Origin of the sequence: Sphingobacterium yanglingense, from assembly GCF_004363245.1 — a bacterium.
Taxonomy (GTDB): Bacteria; Bacteroidota; Bacteroidia; order Sphingobacteriales; family Sphingobacteriaceae; genus Sphingobacterium; species Sphingobacterium yanglingense.
On the sequence record NZ_SNYV01000014.1, the window covers coordinates 377,076 to 397,312 of the forward strand.

The following is a 20,237-nucleotide window of genomic DNA, read 5'->3' on the forward strand; positions in this document are numbered from 1 at the left end:
CTGATAATCATATGATTAATTTTCAGATTCATACCGTGTTACACTGGTTATTCCACTGACAAGTTTTAGGTGATTGATGAGATTATCCAATTGACCTAGATTATTTATATGTACCATGATATTACCTTCAAAAATTCCTTCATTACTTGAGATAGATAGGGATCGGATGTTGATTTTAAATTCTTGAGAAATTACCGTAGTAAGTTTGTTCACAAGGCCCACATCGTCAATTCCAATGATACGGATTCCCGTGAGGAATGATGTCTCTATCTGAGATGATGCCCATTGCGCCTTTAATATTCTGTAGCCGTAATTAGCCATTAGTTTTGATGCATTTGGACAGGAGGTACGATGGATCTTTATTCCATCATTGACTGTTAAAAAACCAAAAATGTCATCACCAGGTATAGGATTACAGCAAGGCGCTAGCGTGTAATCTACTTTTTGTAGATCATCGCCAATGAGTATGGTGTCACTGTCTTTTTTATTAATCTTTTCGACAAGTCCGGAGATATGCGAAGTAAACTGACTGTTATTATTGTCATGTATTTTTTCACTTGCCGCATATTCCCGTAAGTTTTTGATATCGATCGCCCCTTTGGCAACGTTGTAGAAAAGCTCTTGTGAACTCGGAAATTTAAAAAAATTAGCTATTTTATTTATATTATCCGTGTTATAGGTGATTTTTAACGATTTGAGCTTTCGTTCAAGTATCTCCTTACCTTCTTCGGCGACCCTTCTTTTCTCTTCTTTCAAAGAAGAACGTATTTTGGATTTAGCTTTCGCGGTAACTACAAAGTTAAGCCAATCCTCTTTTGGAGATTGTTTGTTTGATGTTATAATCTCTACCTGGTCTCCATTTTGTAAATGATGACTTAGCGGAACAAGTTTATGATTTACTTTGGCTCCAATACATGTAGCTCCTATATCGGAGTGTATTTCAAAAGCAAAGTCTAAGGCCGTAGCTCCATTCGGTAGTTGTATTAAGGTTCCTTTTGGCGTAAAAATGAATATTTCATCAGAGAAAAGGTTCATTTTGAAATCATCTAGAAAATCCAGTGCATTTTGCTCTGGGCTTCCAAGGATATCCCGAACTTTTTGTATCCATTGATCAAGCCCATTGTCCGAGTTAGACTCTTTGTATTTCCAGTGCGCAGCAAATCCCTTTTCCGCAATTTCATTCATTCTTTTTGTGCGGATCTGTACCTCTACCCATTGCCCTTTTGGCCCCATTACCGTTGTATGTAGTGATTCGTACCCATTTCCCTTGGGGGTAGAGACCCAGTCCCGGAGTCGGTCTGGATTCGGTCTATATAGGTCCGTGATAATAGAGTATACTTTCCAACACTCTGTCTTTTCCTTTTCGTATTCAGAGTCTATGATCACCCGTATTGCAAAAAGGTCATAGACTTCCTCAAAAGGAATAGATTTCTTACGCATCTTATTCCATATTGAGTGTATTGATTTGGGACGGCCATAAATCTCTGCTTTTATACCCTGTTCAATTAGTATTTCATTAATTGGTGCTATGAAATTGGAGATAAAGCGCTCGCGTTCGGCCTTTTTTTCGTTCAGCTTTTTTGCGATGAATTTGTAGGTGTCTGGATCCGTATATTTCATCGAAAGGTCTTCCAGTTCAGATTTAATTGCATAAAGACCTAAACGATGGGCTAGTGGTGCGTATAAATAGCTGGTTTCAGAAGCTATTTTGAGTTGTTTATGCCTAGCCATAAACTCCATTGTACGCATGTTGTGTAGTCTGTCTGCCAGTTTAATGAGTATTACGCGAACATCATCAGCTAGTGTCAATAACATTTTTCGGAAGTTTTCCGCTTGCATTGAACTATTGGGGTCAAAAACGCCAGATATTTTAGTGAGACCGTCAATTATCTTCGCAACCTTTTTGCCGAATTGAGCTTCTATATCTTCCAATGTTAGGCTGGTATCTTCCACCACATCATGCAGCAGTGAGCACACAATAGAAGTAGTACCTAGACCAATTTCCTCTGCTGCGATCTGTGCGACTGCAATAGGATGATAGATGTAAGGTTCTCCCGATTTTCTACGCATGTCTTTGTGGCTTTCTAGCGCGAGGTCAAAGGCCATGCGAATTTGTTGCTTATCACCTTTTTGCAAAGTTGGCTTACAGGCCCTCAATAAAGCTCTATATCGTTTTCTTATTTCTTTGTTTTCCGCCTCAATATCAATCACATAATCTGCCATAAGAACCTTTCAATTAATTTCGTAGTTTCAATCAAAAATTGTATTTTTATAGTTACGGGATGAAAACTATACTGTTTTTAACCTTTGTATAATATAAATATACGAATAAATAGAGATTTTTTTACTGAATCTATAATCAAAAAAGTAATGTGTAGCTGGGGCTTTACGCGGGTATTGATTGTTTTGTTGGCTTGGAGCAATTTGGTTGTTGCTCAAGAGCAGATGCCGCTTTTGACATTGCCCCATTATGGAGAGGGGAAGGCAGAAACTGTAGCTTATTACCTTACGACGAAATTGGCATCTGGTGAAGTTGTTCCCTGGTTTCCGATCGAAGAGGTTGTCGTCCGAGCACAGCGCGAGTGGAAGAGTGAGGAAGAGAAAAATCGCTACATGAGACTGAAAAGAAACGTATTACGGGTTCTCCCTTATGCTATATATGCACAGAGGCGGTATGAACAGCTGGATCGGGATCTCGCTTTAGTGAGTAGCAAAAGAGATGAAAAGATGCTGATTAAAGCTTGCGAACAAGAAATTAAAGAAAAGATTACCAATGAAGTCAAAAATCTTTCGGTATCGCAGGGTAAGATATTAATTAAGTTGATTGAACGGCAGACTGGAAATACAAGTTATGATTTAGTAAAAGATATGAAAGGGAGTGTTACTGCTTTTGTATATCAAGGTGTTGCCCGAGTTTTTGGGCATAATTTGAAAAGTACCTACAACCCGACTGAAGATTTTGAAATTGAGAATATTATCCGGGAATATGAACGGGTAAGACCTATTAACAAACCTTATCAATAGTATTAAGATTTATGGAGAACAATATTTACAACTTTAAAGCTCTTGAATTTTCTGGAAAAGAACGATCATTGGAAGATTTCGCAGGTAAGGTTGTTCTTATTGTTAATACCGCCAGTGGTTGCTATTTCCGTAAGCAATTCAAAACCTTAGAGCAACTTTACGGAAAATTTAAAGATCAGGGATTCGAGATTTTAGCTTTTCCATCGAATGATTTTAACAACCAAGAGCCACGTACGGGACTTAATCTGGAGACATATTGTAAAATAAAAGAGAGGGTTACATTTCCTGTTTTCAAAAGAATACATGTCAAGGGGGATTATATACATCCTTTGTATAATTTTCTTTCTAAAAAGGAGCTAAATGGTGTTTTAGATAGTAAGCCCCTGTGGAATTTTCATAAATTTCTTGTAGATAGGGAGGGGAGGGTTGTTGATTTCTATTACAGCTTAACTAGTCCAATGTCTGCTCGGGTTCAGCGGAGGATCCGAGATCTTTTGGATGCCAAGTAGTGGAATTCCTTCACGGTTCTGTCATAAAAGCTGTATTGCATTTCTTCTGTTTGAATTAGTCGATTATAGAAAACATAAAATACCTAATTTTGAGCTTGAAGATATGCTATGAGTCTGTATGTGGATTAACAGTTTCCAGGATATGAAACGGAGAAAATATTATAAACAGCGGACTATCTGATAGCTTAATTAAAATAAACAGATGAAATTAGATTTAATGGTCATGACTGTTCATCCGGACGATGCCGAATTAGGGGCCGGAGGTACAATAGCGAAATATGTTGCAGAAGGAAAAACTGTAGGTATTATTGATTTGACACGAGGAGAGTTAGGAACAAGAGGAACAGCAGAGACCAGGGCGGCAGAAGCCTTAGAGGCTGCTCGTGTATTGGGAGTGGCAGTCCGTGAAAATCTAGGTCTTCGGGATGGTTTCTTTGCCAATGAAGAGGATAGTCAACGCATTATCATCAAAGCTATCCGTAAATACAGACCTGAGATTGTAATTACCAATGCCCTCGACGATCGTCACCCTGATCACGGTAGAGCGAGCAAGCTTGTTAATGATGCGTTATTTCTTTCAGGACTTAGACGTATTGAGACAGAGGACGATGGTCAAGATCAGGAGGCTTTCCGACCTAGGTTACAACTGCAGTTGATACAGGATAAGTACATTCAACCTGATGTTGTCTTAGATATTAGTGACTATTGGAGTCTAAAAGAAGAGTCTATTTTGGCTTATAAAACACAATTTAACTCCCTAACGGAAGATGATGGTCCACAGACTTATATTTCTAGTCCTGACTTTATGGAATATACGAAAGGGAGAGCCAAAGAGTTTGGACGCAATATACAAGTTGCCTATGCCGAAGGTTTTACTTCCAGAAAGTTATTAGGGGTACGTGATATTTTTGAATTAATTTAAGATAGCGTCAGAGCTTATTTTTTAAAATAAGCTCTGATGCTTTCCTCGTCGATTTTTATCTGTTGCTGCATCTCCTCCAATGAATCAAAACGCTCATCGTGACGTATAAAATGCATGAATTTGACTCGTATCGTTTTTGTGTAGAGATTGTCTTTAAAATCCAATAGATTAACTTCTATTTTCCGATTCATGCCGTCTACTGTGGGTCTTGTTCCGATATAACACATACCCTGTGCAGTCTTTTCTGGTTGTGGGACGTTATAATACCCCGATTCAACGGAATTTACTTTTGGATAGACTTCTACCTCTACTGCATATATTCCATAAGCTGGAATAAGCTTGTGGGCTTCATGGACATGGATATTAGCTGTTGGAAAGCCAATTTGTCTTCCAATCTGGTCTCCCCGAATCACCGTGCCTGTTAGCTCAAAAGGATAGCCTAGATATTTGTTTGCTGTGGCAATGTCTCCTTTAATCAGTGACTCCCGAATACGGGTAGAAGAAACTGCTACATCATCAATATCTTGCTTGGGGATTTCTTGAACCTGAAAATCAAAAATTGTCGAAAAGTGAATCAAATCTTTAATTGACCCCTTTCTGTCCTTGCCAAAGTGGTGGTCATATCCTAAGATAATAGATTTGGTGCCTAGTTTATTGACCAAAACATTACGGATATATTCTTCGGCGCTTTGGTTGGAAAAATCCCTGGTAAATGGAGTGATAATCAAATGATCGATCCCCGCAAGCGCTAGTTGATGTGTTTTTTCTTCGATATCATTAATCAGTCGAAGTCCTTCATCATCCGGGTTTATAATAAGCCTTGGATGCGGAAAGAATGTTAACAATACCGACTCTCCTCCAAGCTCTTTGGCGCAGTTAACCAGTTTCTTTAATATTTTTTGATGACCTATGTGCACACCATCAAAAGTGCCAATAGTGACTATTGCATTTTCAAGTGGAGCGAAATCGTCTAGGTTTCTATAAATTTTCATTAGAAATTATAAATCTTTTTTTTCTTCCATTAGAACCTTTTGAGCTCGAATGGCTTGTATTAAATCTTCTAAATTCCACGCGTTATCCACGTGAAGCTCACCACTCATGGTGCGTCGTAAAGAAGAAAGGTGCGCTCCATTATTTAGTTTCTTTCCAAAGTCATGGGCAATAGATCTGATATAAGTACCTTTTGCACATTTTATACGGAAATGTATGAGCGGAAGCTCTATTTTTTCAATATCAAAATCATGTATAAAGACTGTCCTGGCTTTTAGTTCTACTTCTTCTCCACGTCTAGCCTTTTCATAGACTCTTTCTCCATTTATCTTGAGGGCAGAGTGGGCCGGTGGAAATTGGCTGATTTCTCCCAAAAAAGATTGTGCAGTCTCTCTTATCATTTCATCCGAGATATTTGAAATATCAAAAGTCTGGTCTATCTCGGTTTCTAAATCAAAGGAGGGGGTTGTTGCCCCTAGAGTAATAGTGCCAGTGTATTCTTTGTCTTCAGCCTGGAAAAGATCTATTTTTTTTGTCAGCTTTCCAGTACAAACAATTAAAAGCCCCGTAGCCAAAGGATCCAAGGTTCCTGCATGTCCGACTTTGAGTTTAAGGGGTTTCATTGTATTTCTCAATTTGCCCACAACATCAAAGCTAGTCCATGTAATTGGTTTATCTACCAATAGTACTTCGCCTTCAGCGAATGAAAATTGTCTGTTAAGGTCCTGCACGTCTTTCATTAAATAATCTGTAAACTATGACCACTCAGCAACATTGCAATGATAACGCCCCCTACAATAATCCTGTACCATCCAAATGCTTTAAAGCCATATTTTGTTAAGATATCAATGAAGGTTTTGATAGCGATAATCGCTACAATGAAGCCTACTATATTGCCTATAACTAATAAGTTGATTTCTTCTCCAGAAAAAGAATGTCCTTCTTTAAAGAACTTTAGTAGTTTTATAAGAGATGCACCTAGCATCATAGGAATAGCCAAAAAGAAAGAGAACTCAGCGGCGGCTTTTCTAGTTAAGTTCTGTGTCATCCCACCAACAATAGTACTTGCTGAACGCGATGTGCCAGGTATCAGTGCTAGACATTGGTAACAGCCAATAATAAATGCCTGTTTAAAACTAATCTTGTCGGAGTCTTCTACTGTAGGTTTGTTGAACCAACGATCCACAAATAATAGGATTACACCACCTACCACGAGCATTATAGCAACCATAAGTGGGCTTTCCAATAAAGAGTCTATAAAGTCGTTAAGTAGAATACCAAGTATAGAAGCCGGTATTGCCGCTACAACCAATTTGTAATAAAAATCCAAAGACTTGAAGAATCGCTTCCAGTAAAGTACCAGTACAGAGAGTATCGTGCCGAGTTGTATTACAATAGTAAATAATTTGACAAATGGGGAGGGTTCCATGCCCATTAGGGCCGATCCAATAATCATGTGGCCTGTAGATGAGACCGGAAGGAATTCGGTAAGACCTTCAATAATGGCTAAAATAATAGCCTCAAAATAACTCATGTTCTTTAGATGTTTTTATTTTTTGGCTTATATAAGATTGCGATAAAGCCAACTGCAAAACCTAGAATAACAACTAGAGGAGCTAGCGTTATTTTAGCGAAACTATAGATGTCTTCAGTACCCATCATCAAAAAAAAGCCGATAGCTACAATAACGATACTAATGATGAAAAGCTGATAGTTTACTTTTTGAAATACAAACATGTTTGATTTCTTTTCATTGCTCATCAGAGGATTTTTTTGTGACATTATCTTTTAGTTATTATAGTTGAATGATGACTTGAAAAACTTCTTTATGATATGAATACTATTGATAAAGGCTATGTGATTTAGCTTTGAGATATTTTGTTACTGCAAAGTAAGTGCTAAGGCCAGATATCAATATACCCAATATAACGACGATCAAGAATATTGCTCCAAATTCGTACCAGTTACGAAGAAAAATTAGTTCAGGTACTTGCTTTTGAGCAAATTGTAAAGTGAAGATTAATAGTAGTATAGAGATTAAAGAGCCTATAAGTCCATGCACTATACCATACAAAATATAAGGCTTACGGATGAAGTTCTTTGTTGCCCCGATCAGCTGCATACTCTTTATTAAAAAGCGTTGTGAGTAGATCGCCAGTCGAATGGTATTATTGATTAATGCTACAGCAATCACTAATAATATCACAGTGAAAGCCAATACAACCATCGATATGATACGAATATTCTTATTCACCATATCAATCAACGATTCTTGATAAACAACTTCTTTAACACGGCTGTTTTTCGTTAGTTTTTGTATAAATGGTTGTATGCTGTCCGAATTAGCATATTGTTCCTTTAAATAAACATCGATAGAAGGCAATAATGGGTTGTGCCCTAGATAGGCAACAAAATCTTCTCCTAGATCTTCTTTAAGACTTTTTGCAGCGAGTTCTTTACTGACATATTCTGTGCGTAATACATAGTCGTCTTTTTCAATATCTTTCTGTAAAGACAGTACATCCCCTTCATTTACATTATCATTGACAATAATATTTAAGACGATGTTCTCTTTTACATATTTTGATAGATTTTTAGCATGAACTAGTATTAAACCTAATAGTCCCGTCATTAATAATACGAGAGCAATACTAATAACCGTAGAAATATATACAGATTTAGTTTTTTTACGAGGTGAACCTTGTTCTAATGCTGACATAAACCGTTTTTTAATTTGATGCGAAAGTAAAGAATTAAGATGATTTTAGGAACTATTAATATAATAAGCTCTTTAATCTAGCTATATTTAACATTTTTTATCGTCTTTCCTTACTGACTGAAACCAGTGAATAATGCAACTAATATCTGAAATTATTACGTACAATAAAAAACTTTTGTATTAAAAATGAGTTAAAATCGCTATTTTCGCAACTCTTGTAAAATTCTTTTTTATACAAAAATGGAGTATAATCATAAATCAATAGAAAAGAAGTGGCAAGCCTTCTGGGCGGACAATGCTACCTTCAAAACGTCTGAGTCTACGGAAAAGCCGAAGTATTATGTGTTGGATATGTTTCCTTACCCTTCTGGTGCAGGTCTCCATGTGGGACATCCGCTAGGGTATATCGCTTCGGATATCTTTTCACGATTTAAGCGTGCTAAAGGTTTCAACGTGTTGCACCCTATGGGGTACGATTCGTTTGGTCTGCCTGCTGAGCAGTATGCTATACAGACAGGGCAACATCCATCCATTACGACCGAGGCAAATATTAATCGGTATCGGGAGCAGATGGATAATATCGGATTCTCTTATGATTGGTCGCGCGAGATTCGTACGTCAGAACCAGATTACTACAAATGGACGCAATGGATTTTTATGCAAGCATTCGATGCTTGGTATGACAAAAAGGAAAATCGTGCTGTAGCTATTGAACAATTGGCTGCTCATTTTGAAAAAGCAGGTTCGCAAGGTATCGAAGCGGAATGCGATGAGGATATATTGATTTTTACGGCTGAAGAATGGAAGACATTTTCTGTCGAAGAACAGCAAAGAGAGTTACTGAAGTATAGGTTAGCTTATCTAAAAGAAAGCACAGTAAACTGGTGTGCTGCATTAGGAACAGTACTGGCAAATGATGAGGTGATCAATGGCGTTTCTGAGCGAGGCGGGTTTCCCGTGGAGCAGAAGAAAATGATGCAATGGTCAATGCGAATCACTGCTTATGCAGATCGATTGCTTCAAGGACTGGATACCATCGATTGGCCTGAGCCACTGATCGAGATGCAGCGTAATTGGATTGGTAAATCTACAGGAGCGCTTGTTAAGTTTCCTATTCCCCAACTTGATTCGGTTATCGAGGTATTTACAACTCGAGTGGATACTATATTCGGCGTTAGTTTTGTTGTGTTGGCACCAGAGCATGAATTGGTCTCTTCACTGACGACGGATGCTTGCCGTGACCAAGTGGAAAGCTATATTGAGAAGACGGCTAAGAAATCAGAGTTAGATCGTATGGCAGACACAAAGACGGTGTCCGGAGCGTTTACGGGGTCATATGCCAAACATCCGATTACAGGTGAGGATGTGCAGATTTGGATAGCGGATTATGTTTTGGCAGGATATGGAACAGGAGCAGTTATGGCAGTTCCTTCTGGCGATCAACGCGATTATGTATTCGCAAAGCATTTTGGCCTTCCTATAGTTGCGATATCTGATACTCAAGAGATAGAAGAGGCTGCAGATCCTAATAAGGATGGCCGCTACATTAATTCTGGTTTTATCAATGGTATGACTTATAATGAAGCTACTGAAGCACTCATTGCTAAGCTATCTGAACTGGGATTAGGAAAAGCAAAAGTGAATTTCCGGATGCGTGATGCAATTTTCGGGCGTCAACGTTATTGGGGAGAACCAGTCCCCGTATTTTTTAAAGATGGATTACCTTACCTTATTAAGGAAGATGAGTTGCCATTGCTACTTCCAGAAGTTGATAAATATTTACCTACAGAGTCAGGCGAACCTCCGCTGGGACGTGCTCAGGGATGGAAGTATCAAGATAAATATGAATACGAATTAAGTACTATGCCAGGTTGGGCCGGTTCTTCATGGTATTGGTTCCGTTATATGGATCCGCAGAATAGAGAAGATTTTGCTTCCAAAAAGGCTATAGATTATTGGAAATCTGTTGATTTGTATATTGGTGGCTCCGAACATGCTACTGGACATTTGCTTTACTCGCGATTTTGGAATAAAATATTGAAGGATCTTGGTTACCACAACGAAGAGGAACCTTTTAAGAAGTTGATCAATCAAGGTATGATCCAAGGGCGTTCTAGTTTTGTGTATCGTATATTGGATGATGAAGGAAAAGGTACTAATACTTTTGTCTCTTTAGGGTTGAAAGGTAAATACAATACTATCCCTTTGCATGTAGATGTAAACATCGTGCATCATGATGTCCTCAATACAGATAAATTTAAAGCTTCACGTCCTGATTACCAAAATGCCGAGTTTATATTGGAGGACGGTAAATACATTTGTGGAACTGAGGTTGAGAAAATGTCCAAGTCTAAGTTTAATGTAGTCAATCCAGATGATATAATAGCTCAGTTTGGTGCAGATACATTACGTCTTTATGAGATGTTTTTGGGGCCACTAGAGCAGGCTAAGCCATGGAATACAAACGGAATCGAAGGGGTCTATAAGTTTTTGAGAAAAGTGTGGCGTCTCTTTCATGATGGAGATGGTAATCTTAGTATTTCGGACGAAACACCTACAAAGGCAGAGTACAAAGCATTACACAGGATTATCAAAAAAGTTGAAGAAGACATTGAACGCTTTTCTTTTAATACCTCTGTATCGGCATTCATGATTTGTGTCAATGAGCTTACTGATCTTAAGTGCAATAAAAGAGCTATTCTTCAAGATTTAATTATTGTGTTGTCATCTTATGCTCCACATATTGCTGAAGAGCTATGGTTATTGTTAGGCAACTCAGCAGGTACGATTTCTTTTGCAGATTATCCTGTATTTAAGCCGGAGTATCTGGTCGAATCGGAATTTGCTTATCCTGTATCTATCAACGGTAAGATGAAGATGAATTTATCCCTAGCTTTGGATTTGGATCAAAAAGCAGTACAAGATATCGTATTGTCTAATGTTGATGTACAACGTTTTATGGATGGAAAGGCATTGAAGAAGTTGATTTTCGTAAAAGGTAAGATTATTAATATCGTTGTATAAAATAGATTATATTGTATATGCAAATGGGGGCAATTTAAAAAGTTGCCCCCATTTTTGTAAGTATTATATATCGTATGTATGTCATTTTGTACGACTTGGACTGTCATTCGTTTTATTTGGCTCGCTTGTTGATAGTTATTTAAGTGAAAACAAAACGAAAGGAAAAATATGATTAAAAAAAAGAAAGACAAAACAAACACATTACAGCGAAATCCTCTTGCTTTTTATATGACCAATTGGGGATTTATAGAACGGCCTGTTAAACAAGAAGCCGAACGCTCAGAAAAACGTTAATAGCTGAGTCTAATTTTAAGAATCAAAGTTAAATGTAATGCTTTCCATACGAAGCATTTTTTTTGTGCCCTAAAGTCACAAAAAAAGGCCTGATTTTTATCAGACCTTCTTTTAGTTATTGAAGAGGAGCAGGTGCTTCTTCTTCGAATAAAGGAAATTCCTTTAGGATATTGTACCAGCTGATTATCTTTTTGATATCAGATGTATAAACCCGGGATTCATCATGGCCAGGAGCTACATTTCTAAAGAAGTCTCTTAATGTATCTCCATTTGATTTCGTATCCGGAACGCTTATTTCTTCAGATTTTATTTTTTCAAGAATATCCAACAAGCGGATTTCTTCCTCTTCGCCATAGATAGTGATATCTTCCAGAGTAGCCATTTTTGTTGTGTTCAAGTTAACAACAGACTTAATCTTTGCGCTATCTAAAGATTCTAAGATAAACCCACCTTTATTTTGTCCAATAAGTTTAAACAAGCCTGGTTTACCTGTTACTGACACTAAAGCTCTTAAATTCATGTTATTGCTTTGTTGTTTACTAGTCTTCTATTACTTCGATTGATAAAATACGATCTCCTTGACGTATATCATCTACGATGTCTACGTTTTCGATCACTTTGCCAAAGCAAGTGTGATTACGATCTAGATGTGCCGTATTGTTGCGACTATGGCAAATGAAAAATTGAGAGCCCCCTGTATTACGTCCGGCATGTGCCATTGATAAGACCCCACGGTCGTGGTATTGATTTTCTCCGGTTAATTCACAATCTATTTTATAGCCTGGGCCTCCTGTGCCTGCAACTCCGGTAGCACCTTCTTTTGAGTTAGGACATCCTCCCTGAATAACAAAATCAGGTATTACACGGTGGAATGCGAGTCCATCATAGTAACCCGATTTTGCGAGTTTGATGAAATTTGCAACGGTATTTGGAGCGTCTGCTGTATAAAACTGTACAGTCATATCGCCTTTCTCTGTCTTGATAATTGCTTTACTCATTACTAAATAAATTTGTTTTTCGAGGTACAAATATAGGTTTTTTTTGGCTAAAGTACGTGGAGATCTATAGGCAAAACAAGTTTAAGTTTGCTAGTTTGTGGTTTTTTGCTAACTTTAAGTAAATCAATTATTTACTATCATCGTATTATGGATAAGCTTGTTGTTAGAGAATGGGCCGAGGCGGATCGTCCCAGAGAAAAATTATTGGAGCGCGGACGTAGGGCGCTTTCTGATGCAGAACTGTTGGCTATTCTTATCGGTTCTGGTTCACCAGGGGAAACTTCTGTAGAGCTTTGTAGACGTATTTTGAATGACTCGAAGAACAATCTTAGTCATTTATCCCGTAAAGACGTCTCTCAGTTATGTCAATATAAGGGGATTGGAGAAGCTAAAGCTATTTCTATTATCGCTGCATTGGAGTTGGGGCGGAGGAGAAAGGAGGAAGGAGAGCAGGATAATCCGGTATTGAATAGTAGCAGACGAGCTTATGATTATTTTAGGCCCTATCTGCAGGATCTGCCACACGAAGAATTTTGGGTTATTTATTTAAATACCGCATGTAAAGTGGTGCACGAACAGCTAATCGGAAGCGGCGGGAATGATTTTACGCCGGTTGATGTACGTATTATCCTACGTCATGCTTTACAGGCCAATTCTAATTCCATTATTTTGGTTCATAATCATCCTTCAGGAACTTTGTATCCGAGTAAAGCCGATAAGGAATTGACCAATAAAGTTAATGAAGCTGCACGAATTATGGATATCCGGGTGAATGATCATTTGATTTTTACAGATAGCAGCTATTATAGTTTTAGAGATGAGGGATTGTTATAAAAAAAAGAGAGAGGAAGCCCTCTCTCTTTTTAGTTTTAAAAAACTAGATGAATTTTGCTACAGCTTGTGCTAAGTCAATGATTTTATTGGAGTATCCCCATTCATTGTCATACCAAGATACGACCTTTGCAAAGTTGTCATTTAAAGATATCCCTGCTTTAGCATCAAAGATAGAAGTGCGCGCATCTCCTAAGAAATCTGTAGATACAACGTCATCTTCTGTATAGCCTAATATGCCTTTCAATTCGCCTTCAGAAGCTTCTTTCATTGCCGCTTTGATATCTTCGTAAGACGCTGCTTTATCTAATCGAACAGTTAAATCCACTACAGAAACGTCTGCTGTAGGTACACGGAAAGACATACCTGTCAATTTACCTTTCAATTCAGGTAGTACCAGACCTACAGCTTTTGCTGCTCCAGTTGATGAAGGAATGATATTTTGGTATGCGCCACGTCCACCTCTCCAGTCTTTTACCGAGGGGCCATCTACAGTTTTTTGTGTAGCGGTTACAGCGTGTACAGTAGTCATAAGTCCTTCTAAGATACCAAACTTGTCATTCAATACTTTCGCGATAGGAGCTAGACAGTTTGTTGTACAAGAAGCATTAGAAACGATGTTTTGATCTGCCTTCAACTCGTTATGATTTACACCCATTACGAAAGTAGGCGTGTCATCTTTCGCTGGAGCAGACATGATTACTTTTTTTGCTCCGGCATCAATATGTTTTTGAGCAGATTCTTGTGTCAAGAATAATCCAGTTGATTCGATAATAACTTCTGCACCAACTTCATTCCATTTCAGATTAGCAGGATCTTTTTCTGCAGTGACACGTATCGTTTTTCCGTTAACAACTAGGTTGCCATCTTTAACTTCGACTGTGCCATCAAATCTTCCATGTGTTGAATCGTATTTTAGCATATAAGCCATGTAGTCGGGTTCTACCAAGTCGTTGATGCCAACGATCTCAATATCTTTGCGATTTACAGCAGCTCTAAATGCTAAACGGCCAATACGGCCAAATCCGTTAATTCCAATTTTCATTTTTTTCAATTTTTATTTATGTAGTATTTCGTTAAATTTTGAATGGGTTCCTTGACTATTTTCTCAATATTTAGATGATATTCGTTTCCCAGTTCCATTACCCATTCTTTGTAGTTATAAGCGACCGAACCTGTGAGGCTTATTGGTGAGTCAGGGTAGTTGTCAGCTAGGGGTATTAAGTAGGTTTTGAAATAGAGGTCAAGCCCTTTCTTTATTACTGACGACATATAAGGGTCATTTCTGTTTTCTAATATAAAGTCTGCAAAAGATGTCAAAAATATATTAGGGTTTGGGGTATTATATATCTTTTCTAGAATTACTTTACGGTCAATATTATGTTTTTCCAAGAATTTTTCTCTGAATCCATTAGGCATAGCTTCTGTTAGAAAGTCTTTCAGTATTTGTTTACTTAGCCAGTTGGTTGAACCTTCGTCGGCTAATATATAACCAAGGCCATAATTATTTTCCGTTATTTTTTTTCCTGTAAAATAGGCCGCATTTGAGCCCGATCCAATGATTCCTACGATTCCTTTTTCATCACCAAACGTAGCTATGGCAGAGGCGTCTAAATCATGAGATGCTTTGACTTTTGCATTCTTGAAAAAAGTGGAGAATACCCGTATTATTTTTTCTTGTCGGTCTTTTGAGGAGGCACCTGCTCCGAAGAAAAATATCTTCCGGACCTTTTCAGCATTATAGAGTAGGTCTGTGTTTTTATTTAAAAGCTGATTGATGAAATTTTCATCCTGAATATAAGAGTTTATTCCAGCGGTTCTGAAACCGTGCAAAACTTTTCCTTTATCCGCTAGACGCCAGTCTGCATATCTTGATCCGGTGAAAATTATTAAAATCATGCTTTTTTATTTGTTCATTATGTTTGCTATAGCTAGCAATTCCTCGTCTAGTTTGAATTCTTTTTTGCTTAAAGCCTCTTCCAGTGGAGTAGTTACGATTGCAGTGCCTCTTAGCCCTACTGTGGCTCTGGAGTTACCGTTCATCAATTCTTTTACTGCTTTAAATCCCATTCGAGTTGCTAGTACCCTGTCAAAACTGCTGGGTGACCCTCCACGTTGAAGATGTCCTAATATACTAACTTTTATGTCAAGATGGTCAAATTTATCTTTGACAATTTTGGCAACATTATAGGCACCTCCGTTTTGATCTCCCTCTGCAATTATAACAATCATTGAGCTCTTGTTGCGGCTCTCAGCTAGCTCAAGCTCGCCAAAGAGTTCTGTGATTCCAGTATCTACTTCGGGCATCAATATCGCTTCAGCTCCTCCTCCGACGCCTGCATTTAGCGCAATACAACCAGAGTCTCGCCCCATTACTTCTACAAAAAAGACTCTGCTATGAGAAGACGCGGTATCACGGATTTTATCTATTGCTTCAATTACTGTATTGTTGGCAGTGTCATATCCAAGGGTGTAGTCAGAACCATAGAGGTCATTATCTATAGTTCCGGGTATGCACATAACTGGGATGTCGAATTCTTTGGAAAAAAGGTCAGCACCGGTAAATGTGCCGTCTCCTCCGATGGCCACCAATGCATCTATACCATGCGCCTTAATATTATCATAAGCTTGCTGGCGGCCTTCTTTGGTTTTGAATTCAAGACACCGGGCAGATTTTAATACAGTACCTCCTTTTTGGATAATGGAGCTGACCGAGCGTCTATTCATATCTACAAAATCAGCTTCAATCATCCCTTGGTATCCTCTATAAATACCGGTTACTTGTATATTTTCGTATATTGCGGTTCTTACTACAGCACGGATTGCTGCGTTCATCCCTGGTGCATCACCACCTGAAGTAAATACACCGATGTTTGTTATTTTTTTCAAATCAAACTAATTTTAGGCAATACGAATATAGTGTGTATTTTTTACACTATTAAATTTTTGACCATATTTTTTTTGTTTCTTGTGTAATTTTTAAGCAATATTGTCTCAGATTTGGTTGATTTTTCACTTAAAATAAAAGTTTGTGCTTTCCTTTTTTACCGTTGACTGTCTAATTCTAACCTTTCATGAAGGGCAATTAAAAGTTTTGCTTACCGAGCGGAATGAATACCCTTATAAAGATTGGTGGGCTATTCCAGGTTATTTTGTAGACAAAGAAGAAGAAATGGAGGAAGCTGTAAAGCGCATATCCTATGAAAATACCGGTTTAAAAGACATTTATCTGGAACAGTTGGCTGCCTTAGCAGGGGTCAAGCGTCATCCTGAAGGTCGTATTTTGACGGTAGCATATATGGCACTCGTTCGTTACGAAGAAGTGAAAAATAAAGTAAAACCTATTACCAATTATATGCGTCAGGCCAAATGGTTCGGTGTTAATGATGTGCCGGAGTTAGCTTTTGACCATAATGAGATTCTAAGACTCGGGTTGAAGAAGCTAAAGACCAATTTAAGTTTTTCCTTTGCGCCATTTGAACTTTTGCCCGAGAAATTCACATTAACCCAACTTCAGCAAATCTACGAGTCTATATTAGGAGAGTCCTTGGATAAACGTAATTTTCGAAAGAAAATGGGAAACCTCGGTTACCTGAAGGAGCTTGACGAATATCAGACCGGAGTGTCCTATCGAGCTGCACGACTGTATAAAGTCGATAAAAGAAAGTTTGCCAAACTCTTTGCTTAATATTTCTTTAATTTAATTGCTTTAATTGTCATGGAATTGTTTTTTTTAAACAATTCTTATCCGTCTGGCATGGTCTTTCTGTACTTTTGAACAAAGTTTGATAAAAGTCAGAAGGTAAAAGTGAAAAATGGATAAACGTAAGGAAGAAATTGTTGAGGTAGCTCTGCGAAGATTTTGCCATTATGGTTTTAATAAGACCACAATGAATGAGATTGCTGAGGATATGAAAATTACTAAGGCGAATCTCTATTACTATTATCAAGATAAGTCGGCCTTGATAAGAGATGTAATAGCTACTGTTGCTGACGAGCTATTTGCCAAAGAGGAAGCTATTATTGCTAGCTATAAGCATGACTTAATGACTACACTCTATGAAATTCTTGAGTTGCGCGCTTCTTATCTCAGTAAATATTACATGCTCCACATCGATGAGAATCTTGAATGGATTAAAGGAGTAGAGATTGCATCCGTTATCCAAGAGCTTTATCAAAGGGATATTGCGGCTACTAAGGTGTTGTTTTCTAAATCTGTCGATATTGGTGATGTGCGGATTAAAGATGTCGATGAGGCTAGTGTTGCTTTCGTTGAGATCATGAAATCACTTGGTATCATGCATAACGTACAAGATATTGTTTCAGGGATTCCTAATAAAGACAATATATGCCACATTGTAGATAGCCAGAGAAGGGCAATAAGATTAATTTTTGAAGAGCGCATCGTCGCAAACAATAAATAATGAAACCAATCCCAATGTGTCGGGAGAGCTTTCATCAGCAAAAAAAAGAAAAACAAACATACTAGATGAAAAGGATAAGAATTATTGCAGTTTTACTAGCTGGAATCTTTGGAGCTTCCAGTGTTAATGCTCAAGAGGTGTTGACGCTACAGCAAGCTATAAAATACGCGCTCGAGAATAAGGCTGATGCTAAGAAGTCGGCTTTGGATCTTGAAAATGCGCAGTATCAGATTGATGAAGTGCGGGCTGGGGGCTTACCGCAGATTAATGGACAGGGCAGTTTGACTTACAACCCTCTGATTCAGGAGAATGCTATTACTATGACCCCTGAGGGAGGTGCATCTACACTTATGTTTATGAAGTTTGGACAACCGTGGCAAGCTCAGGCTGCGGTGAGCGTCAACCAACAGATATTTAATCAGGCGTTATTCACAGGACTGAAAGCGGCAAAGACGACGAAGGAATTTTATCAGATAAATAAGGAGTTGACAGATGAACAATTGATCGAAAAGGTTGCGGGTTCTTATTATGATGTTTTTCAAAGTCATCTGCAACTTCAGACAATTGATAATAACCTAAATAGTACAACCAAAACTAGGGATGTAATTAAGGGATTAGTTGACGCTGGTTTGGGAAGGAAAATTGATCTCGACCGAATTAATGTTGCTGTAAATAATCTGAAAGCCAATCGACAAATAGTTATTAATGCTTTAGAGCTAAAAGAAAATGCTATGAAATTTGCAATTGGTATGCCTATCCAAGAAAAAGTCAATCTGCCCAAGGAGACTTTTGAGGTTAATCAAAATACAGCAATGTTGGAAGAATACGACTTGTCAACACGTACTGAAATTAAATTGTTGGAAAAACAGACACAATTATTAGAGTTGAATCGTGATTCTAAAAAAGCGGATTACTATCCTAATTTATCTTTAACTGGGAATCTAGGTTATATGGGGATTGGTGAGAAGTTTCCCTTTTTTGGTAATGCTGCTAGTAAATCAGCCTTTTCAGCCATTGGTTTAAATCTTTCTATTCCAATTTTTAACGGAGGATTGACAAAGGCAAGAATTAATCAAGCTACTATCCAATTAAAGCAAGCAGAGGTTGAGTTGGAAAATACTAAACTAGCTTTAAGTTTGGCTAATGATAATGCTAGAGCCCAAATCAAAAATTCACTGTTAACCATTAATACGAATCGTTCAAATGTTGGGTTAGCGAAAGAAGTATTGTCCGATACAGAGAATAACTATAAAAATGGCCTTGCTACATTAACAGAGGTGCTCGATGCTGAAAATGCGTACGCTGATGCACAGAATAATCTCAACACTTCACTGCTTAATTTCAAGATTGCAGAAATTCAGTTGATTAAGGCAAAAGGACAATTAAAAACATTAGTAAACGAAAAATAATCTTAATATATATTATGAAACGCGTAATAATAACAATCGTAAGTATCGCAGCTGTACTGGCGGGTATTGTTTATTTATTGAACAAGAATAAGAAGCAAAATGAAGAGATTACTGCAGCTGCTGCGGTAACTAACGAGAAGGTGGCTGTACGTGTAGATACTGCCCGTACGCAAACTGTGGATTTAACCTATATTGCTAACGGTAATTTTATTCCGAAGCAAGAGGTGACAGTTTCGGCAGAGACACCAGGACGTGTTGTCAAAGTGTTAGTAAGTGAAGGGTCGAGAGTTAGTGCAGGTCAGACATTAGCGATTGTAGAAGGAGATAAATTGAATGTAAATGTCGCAAATGCACAGGCTAACTATGATAATGCTTTACAAAATGTACAACGGTTTGAGAGTGCTTTCAGTACAGGAGGGGTTACGCAACAACAATTAGATCAGGCAAAGCTTCAATTTGAAAATGCAAAAAATAACCTCCGTAGCGCAAAGCTAACGGCTGGTGATGTGACGATCAAAACATCTGTGTCCGGAATCATAAACTCTAAAAAAATCGAACCGGGAACTTACGTAAATTCTGGTACGGCAGCATTCGATATTGTGAATGTCAGTACTTTGAAATTACGTGTAAATGTAGATGAAAAGAATGTGGCCACATTAGCGGTAGGTCAGCATGTGAATCTGGGGGTTAGTGTTTATCCAGATAAAGCTTATAGTGGCAGAATTACATTTATAGCTCCAAAGTCAGACGGAAGTTTGAATTTCCCTGTTGAGATAGAGGTCGCTAATCCGAATAACGAATTGCGTGCAGGTATGTATGGAACTGCTCGATTTGGGGATGATGTGACAGCTAACGTTCTGGTTATACCTCGTACTGCTTTCTTAGGATCAGTCAGTGACAACAAGATTTTTATAGTTAAAAATGGAAAGGCAGTTGCTACAACTGTTAAATCGGGTAGAAGCTTTGGGGACTATATTGAAGTGTTAGAGGGTGTGAATGTTGGTGATCAGGTTATTATTTCTGGTCAGATCAATGTGTTCGATCAAGCTCCTATTTCTATTATCAAATAATAAGTTGAAAAGGCGGTAAATAA

Annotated in this window: 21 protein-coding genes; 10 read left to right on the forward strand and 11 right to left on the reverse strand. The window is 38.0% G+C overall.

Going from position 1 to position 20,237, the window contains the following annotated elements:
* Positions 1 to 15: 15 nt before the first annotated feature.
* Complete coding sequence (locus CLV99_RS12805) at positions 16 to 2,223, reverse strand: RelA/SpoT family protein (protein ID WP_133584893.1); 2,208 nt, start codon at positions 2,221 to 2,223, stop codon at positions 16 to 18.
* Positions 2,224 to 2,370: 147 nt separating this feature from the next.
* Here CLV99_RS12805 and CLV99_RS12810 point away from each other — a divergent pair, with 147 nt between their 5' ends.
* The 3 genes from CLV99_RS12810 to bshB1 all read left to right on the forward strand — a co-directional run bounded on the left by CLV99_RS12810 (position 2,371) and on the right by bshB1 (position 4,455).
* Positions 2,371 to 3,024, forward strand: coding sequence for a DUF4294 domain-containing protein (locus CLV99_RS12810; RefSeq protein ID WP_246032763.1), 654 nt, complete (start codon positions 2,371 to 2,373; stop codon positions 3,022 to 3,024).
* Between the two features lie 11 nt (positions 3,025 to 3,035).
* Positions 3,036 to 3,533 (forward strand): glutathione peroxidase, encoded by a 498-nt coding sequence (locus CLV99_RS12815; protein ID WP_133584894.1) that lies wholly within the window; start codon positions 3,036 to 3,038, stop codon positions 3,531 to 3,533.
* 202 nt (positions 3,534 to 3,735) lie between these two features.
* The gene (gene bshB1, locus CLV99_RS12820) at positions 3,736 to 4,455 is read left to right on the forward strand and encodes a bacillithiol biosynthesis deacetylase BshB1 (protein ID WP_133584895.1); all 720 of its coding nucleotides are present in this window, start codon (positions 3,736 to 3,738) and stop codon (positions 4,453 to 4,455) included.
* Positions 4,456 to 4,469: 14 nt separating this feature from the next.
* Here bshB1 and CLV99_RS12825 read toward each other — a convergent pair whose 3' ends face one another.
* The 5 genes from CLV99_RS12825 to CLV99_RS12845 are packed head-to-tail and all read right to left on the reverse strand — an operon-like array spanning position 4,470 to position 8,164.
* Positions 4,470 to 5,447 (reverse strand): bifunctional riboflavin kinase/FAD synthetase, encoded by a 978-nt coding sequence (locus tag CLV99_RS12825; RefSeq protein WP_133584896.1) that lies wholly within the window; start codon positions 5,445 to 5,447, stop codon positions 4,470 to 4,472.
* 6 nt (positions 5,448 to 5,453) lie between these two features.
* The gene (gene truB / locus CLV99_RS12830; RefSeq protein ID WP_133584897.1) at positions 5,454 to 6,185 is read right to left on the reverse strand and encodes a tRNA pseudouridine(55) synthase TruB; all 732 of its coding nucleotides are present in this window, start codon (positions 6,183 to 6,185) and stop codon (positions 5,454 to 5,456) included.
* On the reverse strand, positions 6,185 to 6,979 hold the full coding sequence (locus tag CLV99_RS12835; RefSeq protein ID WP_133584898.1) for an undecaprenyl-diphosphate phosphatase: 795 nt from the start codon (positions 6,977 to 6,979) through the stop codon (positions 6,185 to 6,187). The genes truB and CLV99_RS12835 overlap by 1 nt, the downstream gene beginning before the upstream one ends.
* A 5-nt stretch (positions 6,980 to 6,984) precedes the next feature.
* Positions 6,985 to 7,227, reverse strand: a complete 243-nt coding sequence (locus tag CLV99_RS12840) for a DUF3098 domain-containing protein (protein WP_133584899.1) — start codon at positions 7,225 to 7,227, stop codon at positions 6,985 to 6,987.
* Between the two features lie 58 nt (positions 7,228 to 7,285).
* Positions 7,286 to 8,164: a cell division protein FtsX gene (locus CLV99_RS12845; protein WP_133584900.1), complete on the reverse strand. Its 879-nt coding sequence runs from the start codon at positions 8,162 to 8,164 to the stop codon at positions 7,286 to 7,288.
* Between the two features lie 240 nt (positions 8,165 to 8,404).
* Here CLV99_RS12845 and leuS point away from each other — a divergent pair, with 240 nt between their 5' ends.
* Both leuS and CLV99_RS23475 read left to right on the forward strand, forming a co-directional pair.
* A complete protein-coding gene (gene leuS / locus CLV99_RS12850) occupies positions 8,405 to 11,188 on the forward strand; it encodes a leucine--tRNA ligase (protein WP_133584901.1) in 2,784 nt (927 codons plus the stop codon).
* Between the two features lie 168 nt (positions 11,189 to 11,356).
* Positions 11,357 to 11,482 (forward strand): hypothetical protein, encoded by a 126-nt coding sequence (locus CLV99_RS23475; RefSeq protein ID WP_262708293.1) that lies wholly within the window; start codon positions 11,357 to 11,359, stop codon positions 11,480 to 11,482.
* A 115-nt stretch (positions 11,483 to 11,597) separates the two neighbouring features.
* Here CLV99_RS23475 and CLV99_RS12855 read toward each other — a convergent pair whose 3' ends face one another.
* Together CLV99_RS12855 and CLV99_RS12860 are read right to left on the reverse strand one after the other, a co-directional pair.
* A complete protein-coding gene (locus tag CLV99_RS12855) occupies positions 11,598 to 12,002 on the reverse strand; it encodes a DUF5606 family protein (RefSeq protein ID WP_133584902.1) in 405 nt (134 codons plus the stop codon).
* A gap of 19 nt (positions 12,003 to 12,021) precedes the next feature.
* Positions 12,022 to 12,480 (reverse strand): peptidylprolyl isomerase, encoded by a 459-nt coding sequence (locus tag CLV99_RS12860; protein ID WP_133584903.1) that lies wholly within the window; start codon positions 12,478 to 12,480, stop codon positions 12,022 to 12,024.
* A gap of 147 nt (positions 12,481 to 12,627) precedes the next feature.
* Here CLV99_RS12860 and radC point away from each other — a divergent pair, with 147 nt between their 5' ends.
* Positions 12,628 to 13,314 (forward strand): RadC family protein, encoded by a 687-nt coding sequence (radC, locus tag CLV99_RS12865; protein ID WP_133584904.1) that lies wholly within the window; start codon positions 12,628 to 12,630, stop codon positions 13,312 to 13,314.
* A gap of 43 nt (positions 13,315 to 13,357) precedes the next feature.
* Here radC and gap read toward each other — a convergent pair whose 3' ends face one another.
* From gap to pfkA, 3 genes are read right to left on the reverse strand one after another with little or no spacing between them, the layout of a single operon-like run.
* Positions 13,358 to 14,356: a type I glyceraldehyde-3-phosphate dehydrogenase gene (gene gap, locus CLV99_RS12870; protein WP_133584905.1), complete on the reverse strand. Its 999-nt coding sequence runs from the start codon at positions 14,354 to 14,356 to the stop codon at positions 13,358 to 13,360.
* 5 nt (positions 14,357 to 14,361) lie between these two features.
* Complete coding sequence (locus CLV99_RS12875) at positions 14,362 to 15,210, reverse strand: hypothetical protein (protein WP_133584906.1); 849 nt, start codon at positions 15,208 to 15,210, stop codon at positions 14,362 to 14,364.
* 6 nt (positions 15,211 to 15,216) lie between these two features.
* A complete protein-coding gene (gene pfkA / locus CLV99_RS12880; RefSeq protein WP_133584907.1) occupies positions 15,217 to 16,200 on the reverse strand; it encodes a 6-phosphofructokinase in 984 nt (327 codons plus the stop codon).
* 142 nt (positions 16,201 to 16,342) lie between these two features.
* Here pfkA and CLV99_RS12885 point away from each other — a divergent pair, with 142 nt between their 5' ends.
* From CLV99_RS12885 to CLV99_RS12900, 4 genes are all read left to right on the forward strand, one after another.
* Positions 16,343 to 16,999 carry an NUDIX hydrolase gene (locus tag CLV99_RS12885; RefSeq protein WP_133584908.1) on the forward strand — a complete coding sequence of 219 codons (657 nt, stop codon included), beginning with the start codon at positions 16,343 to 16,345 and terminating at the stop codon, positions 16,997 to 16,999.
* 127 nt (positions 17,000 to 17,126) lie between these two features.
* The gene (locus tag CLV99_RS12890; protein WP_133584909.1) at positions 17,127 to 17,735 is read left to right on the forward strand and encodes a TetR/AcrR family transcriptional regulator; all 609 of its coding nucleotides are present in this window, start codon (positions 17,127 to 17,129) and stop codon (positions 17,733 to 17,735) included.
* Positions 17,736 to 17,800: 65 nt separating this feature from the next.
* On the forward strand, positions 17,801 to 19,144 hold the full coding sequence (locus CLV99_RS12895; protein WP_133584910.1) for a TolC family protein: 1,344 nt from the start codon (positions 17,801 to 17,803) through the stop codon (positions 19,142 to 19,144).
* Positions 19,145 to 19,158: 14 nt separating this feature from the next.
* Positions 19,159 to 20,214 carry an efflux RND transporter periplasmic adaptor subunit gene (locus CLV99_RS12900; RefSeq protein WP_133584911.1) on the forward strand — a complete coding sequence of 352 codons (1,056 nt, stop codon included), beginning with the start codon at positions 19,159 to 19,161 and terminating at the stop codon, positions 20,212 to 20,214.
* The last annotated feature ends 23 nt before the right edge of the window (positions 20,215 to 20,237 follow it).

Excerpts from the sequence above, each read along its gene's own strand:
- CLV99_RS12805 (WP_133584893.1), bottom strand. The coding sequence starts at position 2,223 with ATGGCAGATTATGTGATTGATATTGAGGCGGAAAACAAAGAAATAAGA.
- CLV99_RS12810 (WP_246032763.1), top strand. The coding sequence starts at position 2,371 with ATGTGTAGCTGGGGCTTTACGCGGGTATTGATTGTTTTGTTGGCTTGG.
- CLV99_RS12815 (WP_133584894.1), top strand. The coding sequence starts at position 3,036 with ATGGAGAACAATATTTACAACTTTAAAGCTCTTGAATTTTCTGGAAAA.
- bshB1 (WP_133584895.1), top strand. The coding sequence starts at position 3,736 with ATGAAATTAGATTTAATGGTCATGACTGTTCATCCGGACGATGCCGAA.
- CLV99_RS12825 (WP_133584896.1), bottom strand. The coding sequence starts at position 5,447 with ATGAAAATTTATAGAAACCTAGACGATTTCGCTCCACTTGAAAATGCA.
- truB (WP_133584897.1), bottom strand. The coding sequence starts at position 6,185 with ATGAAAGACGTGCAGGACCTTAACAGACAATTTTCATTCGCTGAAGGC.
- CLV99_RS12835 (WP_133584898.1), bottom strand. The coding sequence starts at position 6,979 with ATGAGTTATTTTGAGGCTATTATTTTAGCCATTATTGAAGGTCTTACC.
- CLV99_RS12840 (WP_133584899.1), bottom strand. The coding sequence starts at position 7,227 with ATGTCACAAAAAAATCCTCTGATGAGCAATGAAAAGAAATCAAACATG.
- CLV99_RS12845 (WP_133584900.1), bottom strand. The coding sequence starts at position 8,164 with ATGTCAGCATTAGAACAAGGTTCACCTCGTAAAAAAACTAAATCTGTA.
- leuS (WP_133584901.1), top strand. The coding sequence starts at position 8,405 with ATGGAGTATAATCATAAATCAATAGAAAAGAAGTGGCAAGCCTTCTGG.
- CLV99_RS23475 (WP_262708293.1), top strand. The coding sequence starts at position 11,357 with ATGATTAAAAAAAAGAAAGACAAAACAAACACATTACAGCGAAATCCT.
- CLV99_RS12855 (WP_133584902.1), bottom strand. The coding sequence starts at position 12,002 with ATGAATTTAAGAGCTTTAGTGTCAGTAACAGGTAAACCAGGCTTGTTT.
- CLV99_RS12860 (WP_133584903.1), bottom strand. The coding sequence starts at position 12,480 with ATGAGTAAAGCAATTATCAAGACAGAGAAAGGCGATATGACTGTACAG.
- radC (WP_133584904.1), top strand. The coding sequence starts at position 12,628 with ATGGATAAGCTTGTTGTTAGAGAATGGGCCGAGGCGGATCGTCCCAGA.
- gap (WP_133584905.1), bottom strand. The coding sequence starts at position 14,356 with ATGAAAATTGGAATTAACGGATTTGGCCGTATTGGCCGTTTAGCATTT.
- CLV99_RS12875 (WP_133584906.1), bottom strand. The coding sequence starts at position 15,210 with ATGATTTTAATAATTTTCACCGGATCAAGATATGCAGACTGGCGTCTA.
- CLV99_RS12890 (WP_133584909.1), top strand. The coding sequence starts at position 17,127 with ATGGATAAACGTAAGGAAGAAATTGTTGAGGTAGCTCTGCGAAGATTT.
- CLV99_RS12895 (WP_133584910.1), top strand. The coding sequence starts at position 17,801 with ATGAAAAGGATAAGAATTATTGCAGTTTTACTAGCTGGAATCTTTGGA.
- CLV99_RS12900 (WP_133584911.1), top strand. The coding sequence starts at position 19,159 with ATGAAACGCGTAATAATAACAATCGTAAGTATCGCAGCTGTACTGGCG.